The organism is Streptomyces sp. NBC_01549, from assembly GCF_026339955.1.
Classification (GTDB): Bacteria; Actinomycetota; Actinomycetes; order Streptomycetales; family Streptomycetaceae; genus Streptomyces.
On the sequence record NZ_JAPEPW010000002.1, the window covers coordinates 1,234,032 to 1,254,791 of the forward strand.

Here is a 20,760-nt window from a genome sequence, read left to right on the forward strand (position 1 = left end):
CGCTTGACCGCCCGGTCGGGCACCGTAGCTCATAGGGGCGGACCGCTGACCTCGGCGGTCAGCTCCCCTCACCGGCACGGACGTCGACCGCCTGGGGAAGGTGCCCTGACCGGGCCAGGGACCCCAGCCAGGCCAGCGATGGCTTCGGGCTGCGCGCGAAGGTGGTGCGGTCGACCGCGACAAGGCCGAAGGTCGGTTCCCAACTGCCCCACTCGTAGTTGTCCAGCAGGCTCCAGTGGAAATAGCCGCGCACGTCGACGCCGTCGTCCATCGCCTCGAGCAGGGCGCTCAGGGCGGCGTGCGTGTAGCGGACGCGGAGTGTGTCGTCGCTGGTGGCTACCCCGTTCTCGGTGACGATGACGGGGACCGTGCCGACGGCCGACGCGGTCTGGCGGACGGCACCGCCCAGGGCGGCGGGGTAGTACTCCCAGCCGGTCAGGGTGCGTTCCGCCGACGGGTCCGGGCTTCGCCGCACGACCTGACCGGCTTCGGTGTCCAGGCGGGCACGGGTATAGGTCTGCACTCCGATCCAGTCGTCGTCGCGGGCCGCTTCGACGAACACCGTCTGGCGGCGCCGGACGTATTCGGCTGCTTCCTGCTCCGCGCCGGCTGCGATCTGGAAGTCCTGGACGGCCACGGACCAGCCGACCTGCAGATCGGGATACGCCTCCTTGAGGATCCTCCGCGCTTGGTGGTGGGCCTCGATGAGGGCCTCGGCGCAGCCCGGGTCCGGTTCCGGTTCCGGTATCCCGTCGTTCAGCGTTTCCGGTCCCCGCTCGGCGATCGCACGGAACGCGGCCACCATGTTCGGCTCATTGATGGTGCACACATGTCCCACGCCATGCAGAATGCCGAGGACGTTGCGGACGTAGCGTGTGAAGCGGTCCACGGCGCCGGCGGCGTTCCAGCTCCCGCGAGCGCTGAACCAGAGCGGGTTGCTGAAATGGTGCAGTGTGATCATGGGGCGCAGGCCGCGCTGCAGAGCTCCCTCGATCATCTGCCGGTAGTGGTGCAGTGCGGCCGGGGAGAACGTTCCCTCGGTGGGCTCGATCCGAGCCCACTCGATGCTGAAGCGGTAGTCGGTCAGTCCGGCCTGGGCCATGAGGTCCATGTCCTCGTCCCAGCGGTGGTAGCTGTCGACGGCGTCCCCGCTGGGCTCCTGGCAGAAGGTGTCGGGCTTGTGCTCCAGATACCACCAGTCGCTGGCGACGTTGCCGCCTCGGTCTGGTGGGCCGAGGTCGAGGCTCCCCACAGGAAGCCTTGGGGGAAGCGGGTCAAGGGAGATCTCCTTCGTTCGTGATGGCGATTGCTGTGTCCGGTAGCCCGAAGTGCGCTACCGGACCCGCTTGATCAGCAGGATCAGGACGGCTCCCACGGCGGCGGCCAGCCCCCCGCACAGGAACATGCCGGGGTACCCGAGGAGGGTGACGAGCAGTCCGGCGGCGCCGGGAGCGAGGATCTGAGGCAGGGCGTTGGCGGCGTTGAGGAACGCGAGGTCCTTCGCGCCCTCGCTGCCTCCGGGAAGCACCTCCACCATGAGCGCCTGGTCCACCGCGGTGTAGGTGCCGAACGCCACGCCGGCGGCGAGGAAGAACAGCAGGTAGGCCCAGGTCTCGGGGGCAGCCGCCGGGGCCAGCACGGCGAGCAGCATCAGGAGCGATGCGCCGGCCACGAACGGCTTGCGCCGCGCCCACCGGTCCGACCACCGTCCGGTGGTCGCCGCGGCGACTGCGGCGGCGATCACGAACACCAGGATCGCCGCTGACATGAGTCCGCCTGCCGCCTTGGTGGTCAGGCCCAGGTAGTCGGTGACGAGATAGAGGTTGTACGCCAAGACCACCTGAAAGACATCTCACGTGCTTAAGAAGTCAAGCCGCGACGGCCAGTTCGGTCGGGAAGGGGGTGAACGCGCGTTGTTCGTCGAAGAGCTGTCCGGTCTGCAGGCAGTGGTAGAGCTGGCCGAGCAGTCGGTTGAACAGGTGCCGCTGGGCCTGGGCATGCCAGTCCCCGGCATCTCGCCGACGACGGTAGTGCGCATCGGCTCCGGGCGAGCTGGTCAGGGCTGCGAAGGCCCAGAGGAATCCGGCGGTGATCAGCCGGTCGTTCTTGATGAAGCGGCGGCCGACGAACTTCTTCCTGCCCGAAGCTCTGGTGATGGGGGCCGAGCCGGCGTATGCCTTCAGTGCGCGGGCGTCGGCGAAGCGGCCGTGGTCGTCTCCGATCTCGGCGAGCACCCGGGCGCCGAGCTGGACACCGAGGCCGGGGAAGCTGAGCAGCACGTCAGCGTCCGGGTGCTTGCGAAAAGACTCCTCCACCGCCTTGGCGAGCTCGTCGGCCGCCCGACAGGCGGCGTCCAACTGGACGATGAGGGCGCCCAGTTGCTGCCCCATGGCATCCTCGACGGCCTGCGGTTGGCGAGCGCAGTCGGCGCGGAAGACCTCCTTGAGGCGCCGGGCCTCGGCTTCGATGCCGCGGACGCGGCCGGCACGCCGCAGCGCGGCCTGGAGTTGCGGGAGCGAGAGCTTCGCGGCGCGGGCCGGGGTCGGTGCCGTGGCCAAGACGGTGCGGGCTTCAGGTCGGGCGAGGCCGTGCTGCTTGCCCTGGAAGGCGTCCAGGGCGGCCGGGTAGAACGTCTTCAGCAGCGAGCGGACCTGGTTGACCAGCTGCTGGCGGTGCCAGACGGCGTCCTGCTGGGCGCGGGCGAGCACGGTGATGGCGCGGGCCAGGTCGCTGTCGGCGGGAAGCGGCCGGTGGGCGTGCATGTCGGTGCGCAGGATGTTCGCCAGGACCAGGGCATCGCCTGGGTCGGACTTCTTGCGGCTGACGCCGTGCCGGTCGCGGTAGCGGGCGGCGGACAGCGGGTTGACCGCGTAGATCTGCCTGTTCCCCGTGCGCAGGGCTGCGACCAGCAGGCCATGGCTGGTCTCGATGGCTATCGGTATCAGGTCTTCGGGGGTGTCGCCGTGCTCGGCGAGCAGGTCCAACAACTCCCGGTAGCCGGCCGCGTCGTCGGTGATCCTCTTCTTGGCGAGTTGGGTGCCGGTGTCGTCGACCAGAGCGACGTCATGGTGGCGTTCGGCCCAGTCGATCCCGCAGTACACGTTCAATCCGTACTCCTAGTCCTGTCCGTTCGTGCAGGTGACAAGCCTGTGTGGGCCACGCGGCGACCTAATTCCAGGACTCTCGGGTCCGCCATCTCACCAGCCGTTCGTGACACCAGCGCACCGCAGGGGCCTCAGTCTCGGGCAGAGCTCGAAGGCTCGGGAGGAAACGGGAGGTCACCCTGCGGCGGGCTCGCACCACGACGATCAACGTGCGAGTGGCCGGGATGGGTTTCGCGGTGGCCCGAAGACGCCGGAGGCAACCGCTCTTTCATAAGACCTCGAAGGGCCGGGAGACATCAGGAGTCCATCCGACGCCCACGCGGCCACCGCGAACCGCATCCACATCAGTCCGTCCAGCAGCCCTCCCCGGGGCTGACCTGGAACTGGCTACTCACGAATTAGGAAAATATGAACAAGAAGCGTCCGGCGAAGGCCAGCCAGAAGTCTTTGTCCGACGGCGGCCGCAGTGAGCGCAGAAGTTCTTGTGCGCTCACCGGCCGGCGAGGCCGGTCGAGCGACGAACGCCCGGGGACGAGCAGGACGACGAGGACGGCGCACAGCACGGAGATCGTCTCCCGCCGGGGTGGGCGGTGCGGGCCGCCCACCTGGGCGCCCCGACCGCCAACGCGCCGCCGACGGACGACAGTTCGTCGGTGCCCCCTTGAACGCGACGGTTCGTAGGTTGATACCCGCTCTTCACGACCCCGAGCGGGCGGACGTCGTTGCCGGGCTCCTCGTCAAGCCAGGCCCGCAGCAGATCGGAGCGGTCTGGCCGGAACGTCATCGGCGGTTCCTTCGTACGCCGCTGCCCCGACTCGATCACACGGGGGTGTGCGGGAACGCCCACCGACAACTCCGCGCGCCGATCGTGCTCGTCTGGCAACCTCAACGTGCACAGAGGCCGCCGGCCGCGGGAATTCATCGATAAACTACGTCACGGATCCAGCGGAAAGCGGATTCTTATAATATTCCCGTAGGGGGCTTTCCGTCCTGTTGCTGCCTATCTGCTCGGATTGAACCCGGGATTGGTCGTGTACCGGCGCAAGGGCATCCCGGATGCGTACTCCTGGACCCCGACGATGTATTCCGGTCGAATGCCACCGAGAAAAGCGACCTCCTGTTGATCCGGGAAAGGGGAGGCGATGCCAAGGGTCTCGTTCACCAAGGCGCCACCTGGAAGCTGAACATCCACGCGTCGCTCGTAACGCGCATATAGAGCGGGGGCCTGCGTCGGGTTATTCATCGCGGAGTCACGAACGTAGTTCGGATTTCTCGTGGTACTCACCCACGCCGAGTCCAGCGGGGAGTCGTAAACATAGTTCAGCAGGGAAACAGGATTGCCGCCACGTGGCAGCAGGCCGTCACGGAAAATCTCTTCAACAGGCAGGTAGGTGAACCGGTACAGTCGATCCTCGTCCGTGCGCCACACAATCGAATTCAGAAGTTCGTCGGGGACATTTGCGATGCTCCTCGCCGCTGCGGGGAACTCCGGGAAGGGCCGGGTGGATCTGCCCGGAACCCCATCACGCAGCGATTCGACCCGGAACTCTGACACGGAGACCGGGCCTCCGCTCGGCCGGTACCAGACCCAGTGCGGCCCCCTGTTGTGCAGCCTTCCGCTCGAATCCGCGAACCTTACGCCGTCGGGAGTACCTCCCGTCGCGTACCAGCCCCGCAGACCGAGGCTTGGGATCTCCGCGGCAAATACGCTGTCCTCGGGCTTCTCATCCAGCCCGATGCCCCACACATTCCACCTTGAGTGTGATGCGCCGATAAGGAGGAAGAAATCGCCAGACTCGGCCACATCCCGGTAGTCCTGGTCGAAGGTGCCGCGCCTCGGATCAGGAGCCTGACGACCGGTCGTCCCGCCCCTTGGCCAATCGCCGATGGGCCGGGCGACCTCTCGGGTTGCGGGAGCCGGTGGGCGGGATGGCCCGGCCGAGGGCGCGCGCGTATCCGGCGCTGTCGCTCGGCCCACCGCCGAAACGGGACTCGGAGCTCGCCACCCCACCGACGAACGGCCGCTGGTGCCATCCGACACCGAGGGACCAGGAACAAAGCCGTCCCGCCCGCTGCCGGCGCCATACCCACCGGGGAAGACCGGGCGTCTTGAGGTGTCCGGTGTCGCAGAGCGCCGCAGTCCGGTCTCGCCTACCGCCCGCACCCCCACACCCGGCGCTACGCCCGCGCGCGTGCCTGGGCGGGGGAGCGGCCCAGCCGTGCCCGGGGCCGTACCGGTACCGCGGCGTGGGAAGTCGTCGTGAGGTCGGCCGTCCCTGCCTGCGGGCGTCCGGCCGTCCGGGGTGATCATGTCCACTGGCCTGGCTCGATCGCCCAGCCACCAACCGTCGGCGTCACCGAGTTGGGGTCGGCGCGGCTGGAAGAATTCGGCAACCCTGTCGGGCAGTTGGATGGTTGTGGATTGTCCGCGCGCTGTCATTCGCTCGGTGGTGATACTGCGTACCCGAGAGCGCAGATCGTCACGGTCGGCGATGAAGCCGAGCGCGGCCTCCCAGATTTCTGCCGACCGTGGGTGTCGGCGGACTGCCGAGTCGATCTCGGTCAGGTGCAGGTCGCCGTTGCGGTTGTACAGGCTGCGGACCATGGTATGGACGACGCGCTGGGCGAACGCGAGTGTCGCGGCGGATGTCCATGTCGGCTCAGGCCGACGCACTGGCGATTGGAGCCAGCTGAGGTCACCGCCCATGTAGATGCCGTCGATCGAGGGGAGTGCCCGCACGCTGCTGTAGCCGAAGTGCGTGGCGACGGGACGCAAGTTTTCCGGACCAGTTCTGAGGATTACCGAATTGCGGCGTGCATGGGCGAATGGTGTGAGGTAAACCTCCGGACCCAATGAAATCTCTAGAGGTCCATACAGTTCGGTCTGTGATTTCCGATAGTTCTGCGCAAGCCGATTCAGGAGATGCTTGATAAAGGGGTGGCCAGCGGGCGCGACGAACGCAGAGTTGTTCAGAATCTCGCGGTTTACGTGAGCAACGAAGTTAGGATTCTCGATCACTTGGTCGAAACTGTTCAAATTTTCGATTGTATTGTCGCCGTCGCTGTACAGACCACCTATGGCGTGCAGGATTTCAAGGCGTAGGCCGTCCCTGAAGGCGACCCAGCCACGCGGGTTCTGCTTGGCGAGTTCGGTGAGCATTTCGCGGTGCAGCAGCATGGGTCGGCCCCGGTGGAAGACCTCGAAGGGGTTGACCAGGACGATGCCCGCCTCATCGGCCCAGTGGGCCATACGCCACACATCCCGGCGGTGCGGCTCGGCCGGCTCATCGGTCAGGTGTCGCACGTCGGTGAAGTCGTCGCGCGGCACATCGGTCCACAGCACGAACGTCGCTTCTTCGCCGAAGTGTGCGGCGGCCTCTTTGTAGTTCTCCCAGAACCCGGCCGAGGGCCCATGGTCGCGCAGCGGGCTGCCCACCCAGATCGCGTGGACCAGAAGGGGCACGCTGACCGTGCGTGAGGCCAACCGCTCGTGGTCCCTGGTCGTGGGAGCCCAACGGGTGGAGTCGAGTGTGTTGCTGACGCTGTGGCCTTCGGGCACTTGCCACCGGGCAGGGTTCATGGCCGCCGCGTCAGGACGGGGTTTGGTCAGGTCCAACAGCCGCAGGTAATGGACCTGTTGCTCAGCGGTCAGTGTGGTGTGGTCGTAGGGCCGCCGGGTCCTGGGGTCCACCAGGAACGCTGGCGTGGGATAGGGCTTCAGCAGCCCGAACAGGTCCGGACCCAGCGGGCCGGCATCCGGCTGCTCGTTCACGTTCCCGATACGGACGCTGTCGTGCAAGGCCGTCAGGAGGCTGGACCGATTACCTGTATTGCTGGGAGCGATCACTGCCGGTGGCGTCGGTCCTGGTGTCCGGCCGCGGCCGGGACGGGACAGGGAATCTGCACGGGGACGCAGCGGGTGGCCGGAGGTCGGCGGCTCTAGGCCGGCGGTGCGGGCCGGTTGCCCGGGACGGGATGGGCGCAGGGCTGAAGCGGGGCGGACCGCGGGAGTCGGGGCGCCCGAAACGGGACGGATCATGGGAGCCGGGGTGTCCGAAGCGGGCGGCTGCGGGAGACCGCTGCTGTAACTGTCCCCGCGAGTACGGGAGAGGGAGGAAGGGCTGGCGCCGGTTGTGGAAGCGCCCGCATTGCGGGCCGTGGGAGTCGGCGGGAGGGGCGAGGGGAACGGCGAAGGCGTCACGCGCCTGCCGTCGCGTGAAGTGCCGCGCACAGCGGAACCGGGCAGGCCCGAAGGCGGGGGTACCGCCCCCCTCCGGCTGTCGTCCGAAGAAACCAGTCCGCGCGTCGTCAGGGTAGGAGGGGGCGTGCGAAGGTACCGAGTGGGTGTCCCGCCCGCGCCAGGCCGCTCTCCCGACGCTGCCACCGGCGCCGCACCGCCCCGGCCCGGGGCCGGACTGGTCGACCGCCGCCCCCCGGAGACGGGGTGGCCACTTCCCCCCGCCAAAGAGCCCACGCCCCCGCCGGCCACACCACGACCGGCATCACCAACACCCCGATAGCCCTCAGGAAAGGCGGAACTCCGCCCCGGCACCGGTGCGCCGGCATCCCGCCCACCGGAAGAACCTGCCGCCGGACGGCCCGGACCGGAGATACGCGCCTGGAGCCGGTCCACGACACCACGCAGCGACGGACCGTCACCGCTCCCGCCGCTGCTGCCACCCTTCAGGCGCAGCGGTGATTTGTCCTCGCCCGCAGAGGAGGATGACGCAAAGCCAGCTGAGGGCGCGCGTACGGCCCCGCCGCGGCTACGCGACGCGCCTGGTAGATGGCCCTGGCTCGGCCCCTGCAATTCTCGGGGTACCTCCACGAGCGGCCCAGGGCCACCACCGAGAACGAACTGCGACTCGGGGGGTGCCTCACCGGAGAAAGGGCCCAGCAGCGGCCGGCGCAGCGGCTGAGGCGGTCGTGGTGATCCCGTTGGTACTGGGGCGGCGCTCTTGCCGAACCAGGCCCGCAGCCCTGTGGAGAGCCTCTTGCCGCCACCGCCCTGGACGGGACGGGTCGTGGGAGCCGGGGTGCCCGAAGCGCGCGGCGGCAGGGAACCGCTGCTGTAGCTGTCGCGGCGAGTGCGGGCGAAGAGGGAAGAGCCGGCGCCGGTCGCGGAAGCGCCCCCATCGCGGGGTGTGGGGGCCTGCGGGAAGGCCGAGGAAAAGGCCGAAGGCGTCGCGCCAGGACGGGCAGCGGGAGCCGGGGGAGCCGGTACGGACGGCGGGGAAAAGCCGCTGCTGTGGCTGGTTGAGCGGGGGCGGGTGGAGAAGAAGGCACCACTGCCGCCGGCCACGGACGCGCCCGCGGCGCCGAACCCGCCGCCGGCCGGCCGCCAAGGTTCCCCCCGTCCGGTGCTGAGCCGCCTTTCCCGTGGCGGGGCCGAGGGGGTGGACGGGGCCGCCGGCACAGGTGGCAGGCTCCTGCCGTCGACGGACATGCGGCGTATACCCGCGACCGTTCCCGTCCCGGGCCGTCGCGCCGCCGACGGAATCCGTTCAGCCGCCCCACCCCGCCCGGTCGGCCGCGCCGCCACCGGGAACCGGGAAGCCGCGGGTACCGGCCCGCTTCCACCGCTGGTGTCACTCCCAACCGGCCACCTCAGAGCCGGGGCAGGCGAAGGCTGACGGGCACTGTACGGGAGTGCCCCGCCCGCACCCCGCCCGCCCGACGGTCCGGCGGATGTCCCCACACCCCGGTCCGGGACTGCCGGACTGGCGGACCGCTGCCCTCCGGGGACCCGGTATCCGCTGTCCTCCACGCGGGAACGTAGGGCGGGATCGACCATTGCTCGACCCGCCGCGCCAAGAGACTGGTACCCGCCGGGGAAGGCCAAACTCCCCGTAGGCGACGGTGTGGCGAGGTGCCGGCCACCGGGGCCGGCAGCCGCCCGTGACACTCCCTGCGGCTCACCGGAGTGCCTCCGGGTATCCAAACTGTGTGGTACGGGCGGCCCCGCAGCCGCCGGCGCGTGCCGATTCGGGTCCCGCGGAAATTCCGGACCGTGCCGCGTCGCAGCCGCGCCTCGGTTCGGCACCGAGACAGAGGCAACGGAGGGCCGCGCATCCGCCGCCTGACGCGGCGTGACCTCCGACGGGGACGACAGCAGCCGGCCGTAGAGGTGCCACGCGTCGTCCTCTGCCTGTACGACGTGAAGTACCTTCCATCTTTGCCCACGTGCAAGAAGCAGTGTCGTGCCGAGGTCCTCGTGACCCCTGCCACTGCCCGCATAGGCGGCGTTGGTCCCCTCGGGCACGAACAGATGCAGGAAGTACTCGCTGTCGGGGTCAGGCTCGTACACAGCGCCGAGGGACACGCGCAGGAATCCGCGCTCATTGATATCCCGCCCAGCCAGCTGCTCCGGCGGCACATCGGGGAATTGGTCCCTGGGAACCAGGCTCTGCACCACCACATGCTCAGGTGTCCGCCGGCGCCGGACCGCAGAGTCGAGATCGGCGATGCGCTGCAGGACGTAGCCCTTCGCCTTCTCCAGATACACGTCGCCACGCATGCGGACGGTCACAGGCTCTTCGGAACCCTCGCCCAGCTCGACGTCATGCTCGGTGTGCGGCCCGATGCGGACGTCGTGCACCCGCTCCATGGTCTCTTGGAAAGTCTCGTTGAGCTGGCCGTTGACGGGCACGAAACCGGCATCGAACGGCAACACGAGGTCAGTCTCAGAATCGTCGTCCTCGGTTGCATAGGCCCACACGGATTTCCTGACCGTCGGGCTCAGTTCTTCAAGGGCGCCGAAGTGCTTCTTGGCCCACTCCGCCGCCGCTTGATCCCTCGTGAACGTGAGCGCCCGCTCACTCAGACGACTCCAGTCGGCGGCGTCGGCGGTCTCCGACGCATGCGTTTCCCGCGCGTCATCGGACTGTCCGCGCAGGAACGGCAGGAGGCGTGCGGCTTCCGCCACCTGGCCGGGCGCCACGGCGGCGAACGTGTCCGAAGACGGTGCCGCCGGAGCCGAGAGGAGTCCCCTCATCGAGGAGACGAGGCCCTCGATGCTCGCCGCGGAGACGAGGCCCTCGATGCTGTCGTAGACGTCCTCCGCCAGGGGACGGCCGTCCAGGGCGAAGAGGGCGAGCGCCCGGTTGATCTCCTCACGCTTCCCGAGCGGGAACCGCCGGCCTGGCCCGTCTCCCCGCAAGAACGAGAAAAACGCGTCCTGCGCTCGACCGGTCTCCTCGAGGTTTACCGGGAACCGCCGGCTCAGCCCGTGCCACCTCACGTGCGAAGGATTGGCCAGCTGCTGGACGGCGGAGAAGGCGGCCTTCCGCCGGTGGTCGAGGATCGCATTGATCGCCGCGGCGCTGGAGATGCCATCGGGCATGGCCTGCGGGCGCGCGGCACGCTCATCCGCCTGACGCGCCACATCCATAACCTCACGGGACACCTGCCGCAGCTCCTCATGGCTCATCATCCCCGAGGAAGTCACCAGGTGCCGCAGCTCCAGCAGTACCAACGGCCGCACCAGATCACCACCGTTGGAATCCACACCGCCGTTCGCAAGCAGACCGTTGTCGCCCATGCCGACGGTCTCGGACGGTCCGAACTCGATCCCTCGCGGGTTGCGGCCACGCAGCGCAGTCGTCAGGAAGCCACCGGAATTACCCGATTTGTCGTTCCCCTTTTCGATTTCCTCGTCCAGGATGCCATTTCCGTCTTCCTTTCCTCCGAGCCTGCTGAGCTCCGACTGAGAAACGGAGACGAAGCGGTCCCGAATCCAGTCGTGATCCCGGTCGAGATAGCCGCGAACGTCGGAGCTGAGCTGTGCATGGATCTTCGAGAAGGACGCCCGCGAAGCCACTGGCAGCATATTCTTTGTCAATCCCGGTAGGTCTAGCCTGCGAGCCCATGGTGCAGCGGCAACATGAGTGAAAAGCAGCCAGGCATACCCCCAGACCTCCGTAACGCCCTCGATCCCCAGCAGGAGATCGACATCCGCGGCATTGACCGGCCGACGGGCAAGCACGCTCGCATACTTGGCCGCTATGTCCATACCGAATGAACGAGCCGCAGCAAAAAGCGGCATATTTTTCCCAAAAACATCGGGTAGCCTCGATGCCGCGTACTCCAAGATATCGAGCATTCTGGCGGCAGGAATGCCGACCGTGATCTGGGTGTATGCCGGATGGTTGGCATCGCCCGCCGACACCAAGACCGTGGCCTTGTCGCCGTCCTCGGTAATGATCCATCCTTTCCGCTGACGCTGCCCGTCTGTCTTTACCATCTTCAACTTCGGAAGAATCCGGGAAAGCGGCAGAGGCTGACCCTGCTCATGCACTTGCCCGAGCAAGCGCCGGATTTCGCTGAGAAAGTCGAGACCCGTGGAAGCTGACAGCCGTCCGGTGTCTCCCGGCAGCACCGCGAATGGAGGAGTGACTACCTCGAGAATCGGCGACTTGCGCGAGCTGAGCCCTGGCCGGAAAGTCGAGTACAGTGTCCCGTCCCGCGCCGCCCAGAAAGCGTGCCAGTCCACCACGATCTTGAACCCCGTGGGGTAATGCTCGGCCAAAACGGTGGCAGCAAGGGGGGAAGCGATGGGTGTGCCGTCAGGCTCGCGAAACTCGAGTGGGTACCGGAGTTCTACCTCGGCCCCGATCCCTCCGAAGCGGTGGTCTGCTGGTGGGTCCAGGAGTGCGCGGGCGGTGGAGTGGGACTCGGCGGGGTGCTGCGGGGTTTGCGTTTGTGCCGTGGGGGCGTGTTCGCCGGCCGGGGTGAAGACCGCGGCCCGGGCGTACAGGGGTGACCATGACGGCTGGGTCCGGGAGACGCGATTGCCGGGTGCCGCGCGCAGGTCCACGAACCATACGGTCGTCCCGTCGCTGGCTGCCGCGAAGGCGTGCCCGATCCCGGTGCGCCGCTGCCCGTACACCATCGCGTACGCCGTGCGCGGGACGCCCTCGCCGGCCGGGTGGGCGGCAGCGGCCTGGCGGACCGAGTCGGCCAGGGCCTGCCAGCTGTCCACCGGCCGCAGCCGGTCGCTCAGGTGCCGTGCGGCATCCGCACCGTCCAGAGCCAGGTCGTCCCGTTCCGGCCGCAGCCGCACACCGGGCGCCACCGCCCGCACGAAACCCTCCAGCAGCGTGACACACAGCCCGGCATCCTCATCCCGGCCCACCGCGCGGCCACCACCGGCATTCCCCGAGGCCACCCAGCCGATGACATCGTCAGCCACCCGGTTCAGCGCCTGAGGGGTCAGGGCGGTGCCGGCGTCGAGGACCGGATGGCCGCGGCGGAAGTTTTCCACGGCCGCGGCATGCTGGGGGGTTACGACCGGACGCCGGGCCCCGGTGTCCGTGCCCGGATCCGGTTCCCTGACCTGGGCACGGGTGTCCGGGCCCTCATCCGGTTCCCTGACCGCTGCCGCATCGCGCGGTCGGACAGGGCCTTGTTCCCACGCGGTTCGGCCGGTGTCCCGGTGCGGGACGGCGGCCAGCGGGGCAGCGTTGTGGGGAGGCTCGGGTGCGTCGGGGCCGCGGCGGAAACGGTTCGCGTTGGTCTCTTCGTGAAGGAGCCATTTCCCGGTGTTCAGGCCGTTTGGTCCGAGGTGGCCGGCGAAGAGCCGGTTGTAGGTCTCGAACCAGTCCTTGCGGGTGGCGGCCGCGATCCGGCCGTAGTTGTCGTCGTCGATGTGGCGGCCGTCCGCCGCCTCCCGCGTGCCCTGCGCCCACCGGCCGATGCCGTGGGTGGCGTCGAACTCGAAGGCCAGGTGGTGTCCGAGGCCTTCGGTCAGACGCTTCCGGCCGGCCCGCCAGCCGGCCACGGCCACCGCGTCGATACGGCCGGACGCCTGGCCGGCGGCGAAGTGCCGGTCGAACAGTTCGCCGACACGGTCGGCGTGCGTGTCGACGAACCGGTCCACCGCGTCACCCACCGCCCGCGGGTCACCGGCCGCCGCAGCGACGGCCGCCGCGGCGACGGCCTCCGCCCGGGCCTTGTCCGTCTGCGAACGGCGGACCGCGTTCAGCGCGACGCGCCGCCCGACGTCCTCGGGCCGCAGATGACGGGCGATGATCCGGTCCGCCGCGCCGGACTCACGCCCGGCCGGGCCGTCCGCCGCCCACCGGTCCAGAGCCTGGTGCAGTGTCTCCCCCAGGCTCCGGGCGGCATCCCGCCGCACCTCCACACCGGCCGCGTGGTCCCCCAGCGGGAACAGGTCACGGAACTCCCGGCCCAGACCGTTCAGCGCCCTCCGCCAGCCTCCGGACTCCGCCGCTTCCCTGACCGCGTCGACCACCTGGTGAGCGGCGTCCTCCTTACGGCTCTGCAGCTCCAGCCGGCCCGGCAGTTCCCGCTCCCGGACCGCCCGCACCTCCTGCCAGCGCCGCTCCGCGCCGGCTCGGCCCCGCCCGCCGTCCGAGCCCACAACACCAAGGCCACCAAGGCCACCAAGGCCACCGGGGCCACCAAGGCCACCGGGGCCACCGGGGTCACCGGGGTCACCGGGGTCACCGGGGTCACCGGGGTCACCGAAGATCTTCTGCCGGTCGGTGTCGGCCTCGTCCAGCCACTCCCGCCGCAGCCGCTCCCGGCCTCCGGCGGACAGCTCCCAGCCCGGCCCGCCCGACGATGACGCCGGGTCCGGCAGCCGAGCCCAGCCCCGCGGCCCGTACGTGAGGCGGTCCGCGACCACCTCGAAGTGATCCGCCGCCGCCTGCCGGGCCCGCTCATCCGCAGCGGCCCGCTCGAAGACCTCCCGCACCCGCGGCAGCCGGGAACCCAGCCCGCGCACCGCCCGCTCCACCGCCCGGCGCACCCCCGGCACGGCCGCGGGACTCTCCCCCACCGCACGCCCGCCGCCTCCGAGCAGGCGGTCCACCGCCCGGGTGATCTCCCCGGCCAGCAGCCGCGGCCCGGCACTCATCGCCGCGGACGTGAGCAACGGCTCCACCTCACGGCGCACCATCCGCTCGAACGCACGCTCAGCCGCCTCGAAAACCCGGTCGGCCGGCGGTTTCTCCCCACCGGACCACGCACCCCCGCCACCGCCCTCCAGCCTCTCCCGGCCCACACCGGCACCGGCACCGGCACCGGCACCGGCACCGGGAGTGGCACCGGCACCGGGAGTGGAACCGACACCGACACCGACACCGAAGAAAGCGGGACCGGGAGTGGGACCCGGCCCGGGGCCGCCGTCCAGCCAGGCCCGCTCGTCGGGGCCGGCGGAGTCCCGCCACCGCGCGAACTCCTCACGCAGGACCCGGCCGGCCTCGGTGACGGTGTGGGCACTCACCCACAGCCCATCGAGGTAACGGTGCAGACCCCCCTCGGTGTCGAGCCGGTCCAGGCCGCTGCCGTCGTCCAGGTCCCGCCCCACCTGACGCGTCGCCATCTCGTAAACCCGGCCGAGGGTCTCGTGGGACATGCCCGCCGCCGACAGGGACGGCGCCGGGCCCCCGCCGATCCGGTGCTCCAGCCCACCACTACCGGCCGCCGGCCACGACAACGGCTCCCGCTCGGTGGCGAAACGCTCATTGGCCCACTGCCCGAAGCGCTCCTCGAAACGCCGCAGACGCCCCGCGCCCCGCTCCGCCTCGACCATCTCGGCCCCGCGCTCGCCCGCCATGCGCGCCTGCGCGGACTGCCACGGCCCGGCGTTCCCCGCAGCGTCCGGCGCCCCCTCGTGGACCGGTGAGAAGAACGCCTCCGCCCCCCGCGGCACCGCGAAAAGGGGGTCAAGATCCTGGTGCAGCTTCCGCAGGAACTCCGTGGCCTCAGCCCGCGCCCGGTCCCCGGCCGCTTCACCGCCGCCTGCAGCATGCTCACCGGCGCCTGCAGCGTGCTCGCCGGCTGCGGCAGCGTGCTCGCCGGTGGCGGCATCCAGCACCCGCCGGCCGATCCACTCCTGCCGCTGGTCCGCCGTCAGCCGCACCAACGGCACACCATCAGGCGTTCCCCCCTCCCGTGCCCGGACCAGACGATCCACCAGCTCATCCACGGACGGACCACGGACACCGTCGGGAACGGTAGCGGACTCAGTCGCACCCCGCGACCGACGATCCTCCGGGACGGCACCACCACCGGACCCTTCCCCAGACCGCCCCGCACCGTCTACGGGCCCGTCAGCGGGCCGTCCGGCACCACCACCGGAGCCGTCACCGGCCGGGGTCCGCCTGACGGACTCCCCGGGACTGCCGGCGGCCGGGCCAGGACCCGCGTCCGCCGCCCGCTCCGGCCCCACGACGGCCTGCCCGCCCACACCGGCACCCTCACCCGGACTGCTGTGAACCGTGCCACCGGACGAGAACACCCCGCCGGTCGCGCTCACCTCGGAGGCCCGGTCCGGCCCGCCCGCAGCGGCCACCCCGCCGGCCCGGTCCGACCCGCCGGCCAGCACAGCCGCGGCAGCACCTTCCCGCCCGGGAACACCACCCGTCACCGACGGCCCGTCCGAGCCACGCCCGGCAGCGAGGACACCAGAAGCACCGGAGGCACCGGAGGAAACAGGGGCACCGGCAGCCGACGGCTGTGGCCGGCCCGCCGCGGTCCCGCCGGCCCCGGCCGCCACGGTGGACACCCCGCCGGCACTCTTCGGATCAGCGCCGGAAACGCCCGCGACGCCGGCCCCCGCGGCACGGACTCCGCCGGACACCACCGCCCCGCCCGCGCTCCCGGACGCCGCCGCCCCGCCCGCACCCGCACCCTCGGTCCCAGCAACCGCACCAGAGGACCCCACACCCGCCGCGGTCCGCACCGCAGCCGGAACAACACCAGCAGCACCGGCGCCCGAGACACCGGCAGAGGTACCGGCAGGGGTACCGGCAGGGGTACCGGCACCGGCAGAGACACCGGCAGAGGTACCGGCAGGGGTACCGGCAGGGGTACCGGCAGGGGTACCGGCACCAGGCGCGGTACCGGGATCGACAGTGGGGGCAAGAGCGGGAGCGGCCGCCTCCGTCCCGGGATGATCGCTGCGCAGCACCGTGTGGAAACCGGGCAGTCCACCGGGCACGGCCGCGCCACCCGCCGCGACCGGCCCGGTCGCGGACGTCCCGGCTCGCGGCAGTCCCGATTCAGCCCGAACCTGCCCGGACGCCGTGACATCCCCGGCCCCAGCCCCGGCTCCCGCAGCGGCGACCGGACTCGTCCCGCCCGCCGCCACCGGCCCCGCCTGCGACTGCGCCTGCGGAGGCCCGGCCAGGCCGGAGGAGGCATCGGCATTCACGGATACACCGGGCGACGCGAACCGCGACGTGCCAGCCGACCCCGCCGCTCCCGTTCCCGCCGACCCCGCGCCGGCCGACCCCGCCGTTCCCGTTCCAGCGGCCGGGCCCGTTCCAGCCGACCCCGCTCCCGCCGACCCCGCTCCAGCCAGGCCCGTTCCCGCCGACCCCGCTCCCGCCGACCCCGTCGTTCCCGTATCCGGGACCGTCAGCCCGGTCCCCGCCGCCTCCGGCTTCTCCTTCGTGTCGCCGGTCTTGAAGTCCTGGTCCGTAAACCCGCCACCGCCCTCACCATGGGGGAGGTCGATGTGAGGAACGTGGATGTGGGGCCGTTCCGCCATGACACCGATGGCACCGGAGATGAACCCGAACGGCAGACTGCTGTCATACCCCGACACGACATTGCCCAGGACCGTGGCACCCAGCCCCGCCGCCCCGCCCACCGCGGCCCTGGCCGGCAACGACCTCAGCCCCGCGGCACTCTTCCACTCCGTGAAGTTCTCCGCCTTCCACGCCGGCCGCGTCACCGCCGGCGGCGTCACCCAGCTCGTCATCTCCGCCTGGACCTCGGCCACACGGATGACCCGCTCCTCGCCCTTGAGGCCCTCCGCGTCAGCCCTGCGCGCCCCGAACTTCTCCCCCAGCCTGCCCACCGCGGACTGCACCCCATGGATCAGACCCGCGCCCAGCATGCCACCGGCCACACCCGTCAACGCGCCGAACGCCGTGCTCTGCGTGTTCCACGACTGCCGCGTCCCCGCCGCCATCTGACCGGCCTGGATCCCCACGTCCAGACCCACGTTGAAAGCCGTGCCCGCCAGCGCGCCGTTGACCATCCTGCCGCCCAGCTCACCCGCCGAACGCGCCACACCCTTCTCCACACCCAGCCGCTCCAGCAACTGCGCGATCCGGCTCGCCGAAGCCGCACCCGCCGCCTGCAACGCACGCGAGAACGACGCACGCGCGGCCACCGAACGCAAAATCCGGCCCAGCAGCGTCCTGGCCACCACCGCCGCCGCGGCCTCCACCGCCTCGATCAACGCCGAAACACCCGGCACCCACGACCACGGCAGCAACGCCGCCAGCTCCGCCGCCAGCCAGATCATCACCGCGATGATCATCAACTTGCCGTACTGGATCTCCGCCGCGGTCGACTTCGCCGAATCCCCCAACGCGGTCGCCGTCTCCACCAGATCCGGTATCACGGACGACAACCGGTCCAGCAGATCCGTCATCGCCTCACCAGCCGGACCGGTCGCACTGGCAGCCGCACCAGGAATCACACGCCGCAACGCCTCAAGAATCTCACCCAGCAGCCGGGCCGCCTCCTGATCCAGCTGCCCCAGCTCCCACAGGAGCCCCTCCTTGACCTTCGGCCACCGGTCACCGATCACAAACGGCGCCAGCCAGGCCAACGCCCCCGGCAACTCGATGGTATCGATGGTCAGGCACCCCGAAGCTTGTCGGCGATCGCCCCAGTCGTCTCATCCACCTGCTGGAACACACCCGCCGTGCCATGCGCCGCGTCCGCCGAACCCACACCCAGCGGACCCAGACCCTGTATTGCCTCCACCAGCCCCTGCTGAGCCGGCAGAAAACTCTCCCTCAACTGCCGCCCCTCCTCACCATCACCAAACACATCCCCATCGCCCAGCTCCCGCGTCCGCGCCCGGAGCCGGCCCGCGAGCTCCCCCCACTGCTCACCCAGCTCACCCAGAGCCGCCCCCACCCGGGCCATCCCCTCAGCGTCATTCCTGACCGTCTCACTCATCACCAACCACCCCTCGACAGAGCACGCTCCCGCCACCTAACCACCCGAACCACCGCCACCCCACCATCCCGGGCGCAGCGTGCCTTTCCGCCCCCGGGGAAGTACCCCAACAGGCCCGCGGTCAGGCAGGGGCATCACGAATTTACGGGCTACTTCCAGGACTTGCGTTCGTTGATGCGGTATGAGCCGTTTCGATGAGCTGCTCAGCCCGTTGCGGGCGAAGTTGGGGCCGAAGTCCATAGCCGCCGAGCGCGGACGCCGCATCGAAACAGCCGGCTCCCGGCTACGGCTAATGCGCCGCCCCTGTCCTGCGCGCCCGACTGTCTCCCGCAGCGGAGCCCGACGCCGCCCCGGAACCCCCGCGCTCTGGGCGCCGGGTCATGAAGGCCATGATGAACGGAACCACCCAGTGCCCAGTGGTTCCCGGTGTCCTTGCGGGTATAAGGGTTCGACTCCCTCCACTCCCACCACTACGCGCCTGGAATCCGCGAGTACTGCGGAGTGCTCTGCGGGGCAGTGCAGCGGTCCTCGCACCGATGGGCACGCGCCTGTGCTCGGAGAAGATCAGGATCGCGGGGAGGGCTCAACCATTCGTCGGCGCCGCTGAGTTCAGATCCCTCGACGCCCCTGCTCCGTCCGCCGTAGGTCGCACTGTTGTGCCCGGAAAGGGAGGCTGAAAGAACGCGCTCAGCATGCCCGTGCGTACGACCTCGAAGCCCTCGTCCCGTCGCCAGTCGGTGAGGGCGCGACTCAGTTGCCGCACAGCTCGGCGACAGGCGTCCGGGTCGGCCGTGGCAACCTCGCTCGGGCCGAGTTCCCGGAGAAGGACGGCGTTGCGCGCCCCGGCTTCCACGGCCAGCGGCGCGAAGCGAACCCCGGGAGTGAACATCACCACATCTGGGTCACCGGCCTCCAGGAGCGCCGTGCGGCGCCCGCCGGACGAGAGGATGACGAGATCCGTGTTGCCCGACCGTCCCGACCATCCGGTCATGGTGCAGGCGAACCAGTTTGACGCCGTGACCGTGCCGCCTGTCCTGTACCGGGCCAGGTCGCTTTGGTCGAGCTCGGTACGCAGGGTCACAGGCCCGGCGTAGGCGGGAAGTCTGTGCAGCCCCGACGCCAGCAGTCGGCCGAGTTCCTGAGCCGCGGTGCGGCCGGCGCCGGCCTCGGAAAGAAGGATGGGAAGGTCCCCGTCCCGCAGAAGGTACAGACGCAGCACTGCCAGTTCCACGACCGGGTCCCCGGATGACTGATCGCCACGCAGGGCCGGGTGCCGGCGCAATAGCTCCACGGCGAAGGCGACGCAGGAGTCGTATTGTTCGCCCCATACGGCCCTGAAGTGTTCGGAGACGGTGAGGGGAGCGGCTCGCGCGGTTTCCGCCCGGGACGGCTCGTGCCGCTCGGAGCCCGCCCGTGCCGTGGCGATACCCGTTCGGTCAGCCGCGCCCCGGACGGTGGGTCGGATGTCACCGAACGGTTCGGGCTCGTTTCGGCGTGCCGCCGAGTGGATACCGGTCACCTGGAGAGGGACCGTGTTGTCGGCGGCCACTTGGCGCGCGATGTCCTGGGCAAGTTCCCGCAACGACGGAGCGGTCTGGGGGTCCCCGCTGTCGTACAGGACCATCTCGTTCGCCTCGTCTACCGGCAGGGAATGCGGCTCGGCGTCCACGGGCTCGACGGCGTTGCGTACCCACAGACCACAGCGCAGCACCTCCACCACAGCGTCGGGCCCGTGCTGGTAGACGCCGGGACGGATCAGGGTCAGGGCGTCGACCGGCCACCGGTGATTCGTCACTACCGGGGAAGTGGGTCCGCCATCCTGCGACGGCGGGAAATGGGCAACCTCCCGGGTCATCAGTGTCCGGCCCAACGTGCCGTCGGGGCGCACTACGACGACGGGTTCCTCGGTGGGGATGTGTGCCGTGGAACTGACGGGCAGCCCGGTGTACGACCGCACTGTCGCTCCCACCGCGGCGGCCAACGCCTCCCCAAAGGCGGTTCCGGCCGGCAGAACGACCGGGCCGAAACAGGTGAACCAGGTATGGGGCCGCAGGTGTTCTGGCAGCCCTGTCCAGAACCGGGCGATGTCCGCAAGGGGAACGGCTAGCGAGCCGGGAGCGCCGACGACCACGGTGAGGGCCTCCGGTCTGCTTCGCAGACGCGTCATCAGAAACGAGCGGTGCGTGCGGAGGGAGTCCGATGCCGCGCTCGGACGCAGCCAAAGGCCGGCTGCGAGGGGTTCGGCGTGCGTCCACTCCGATATGTGGGCAGGCAAGTCGCCGAGACCGCTTTCCCAGACGGGGTGAGGAAAACGCCATCCCATCCATTCGGTGTCACCGGTCGGAGCGTAGCGGGTCCATCCCGAGCCTCTGTCCGGACTGACGAACAGGGCACCCTCAGCGGTAGGCCACGGACGACCGTCCGCGATCACCACGTCCCGTCCCGTCCGGACGGCCAGCCACTGCGCGGCCCGCGCGCTGCCACCGACAGGCGTCCGGCCGAACAGCAGCCGCAGCCCGGTCCGCCCGGGCGGCAGAGCGCGTGCGACGGCGTCCAAGACGTCCTGGGAACCTTCCTCAGGAATGTCGATCACCACCACGGTGAACTCGGCGTCCCGAGCCAGGCCGGCGGCGTACATCCAAGACCGGTGATCGAGCGCACCGACAGGATGAACGAGCCAGGCCTCACCGGCGCGCCGGGCCACCAT

The 20,760-nt window shown here is 70.1% G+C and carries 8 protein-coding genes; 2 read left to right on the plus strand and 6 right to left on the minus strand.

What is annotated here, in order from left to right:
- Positions 1–58: 58 nt before the first annotated feature.
- From OG819_RS40420 to OG819_RS40435, 4 genes are all read right to left on the minus strand, one after another.
- The gene (locus tag OG819_RS40420) at positions 59–1,252 is read right to left on the minus strand and encodes a family 1 glycosylhydrolase (RefSeq protein ID WP_323139413.1); all 1,194 of its coding nucleotides are present in this window, start codon (positions 1,250–1,252) and stop codon (positions 59–61) included.
- An 81-nt stretch (positions 1,253–1,333) separates the two neighbouring features.
- Positions 1,334–1,834, minus strand: coding sequence for an MFS transporter (locus OG819_RS40425; RefSeq protein ID WP_266654117.1), 501 nt, complete (start codon positions 1,832–1,834; stop codon positions 1,334–1,336).
- A 34-nt stretch (positions 1,835–1,868) separates the two neighbouring features.
- Positions 1,869–3,107 carry an IS110 family transposase gene (locus OG819_RS40430; RefSeq protein ID WP_266654119.1) on the minus strand — a complete coding sequence of 413 codons (1,239 nt, stop codon included), beginning with the start codon at positions 3,105–3,107 and terminating at the stop codon, positions 1,869–1,871.
- A 997-nt stretch (positions 3,108–4,104) separates the two neighbouring features.
- On the minus strand, positions 4,105–15,057 hold the full coding sequence (locus tag OG819_RS40435) for a hypothetical protein (RefSeq protein WP_266654121.1): 10,953 nt from the start codon (positions 15,055–15,057) through the stop codon (positions 4,105–4,107).
- A gap of 1,573 nt (positions 15,058–16,630) precedes the next feature.
- Here OG819_RS40435 and OG819_RS40440 point away from each other — a divergent pair.
- Both OG819_RS40440 and OG819_RS40445 read left to right on the plus strand, forming a co-directional pair.
- Complete coding sequence (locus OG819_RS40440; protein ID WP_266654123.1) at positions 16,631–17,053, plus strand: hypothetical protein; 423 nt, start codon at positions 16,631–16,633, stop codon at positions 17,051–17,053.
- 39 nt (positions 17,054–17,092) lie between these two features.
- Entirely contained in the window at positions 17,093–17,614 is a 522-nt protein-coding gene (locus tag OG819_RS40445) for a hypothetical protein (RefSeq protein WP_266654125.1), read from the plus strand.
- 112 nt (positions 17,615–17,726) lie between these two features.
- Here the strand turns inward: OG819_RS40445 and OG819_RS40450 are convergent, their stop codons facing one another.
- Complete coding sequence (locus OG819_RS40450) at positions 17,727–18,053, minus strand: hypothetical protein (RefSeq protein ID WP_266654127.1); 327 nt, start codon at positions 18,051–18,053, stop codon at positions 17,727–17,729.
- Between the two features lie 583 nt (positions 18,054–18,636).
- The gene (locus tag OG819_RS40455; protein WP_266654129.1) at positions 18,637–20,691 is read right to left on the minus strand and encodes a hypothetical protein; all 2,055 of its coding nucleotides are present in this window, start codon (positions 20,689–20,691) and stop codon (positions 18,637–18,639) included.
- Positions 20,692–20,760 lie beyond the last annotated feature (69 nt).

Excerpts from the sequence above, each read along its gene's own strand:
- OG819_RS40440 (WP_266654123.1), top strand. The coding sequence starts at position 16,631 with ATGGCACCGGAGATGAACCCGAACGGCAGACTGCTGTCATACCCCGAC.
- OG819_RS40450 (WP_266654127.1), bottom strand. The coding sequence starts at position 18,053 with ATGAGTGAGACGGTCAGGAATGACGCTGAGGGGATGGCCCGGGTGGGG.
- OG819_RS40455 (WP_266654129.1), bottom strand. The coding sequence starts at position 20,691 with ATGTACGCCGCCGGCCTGGCTCGGGACGCCGAGTTCACCGTGGTGGTG.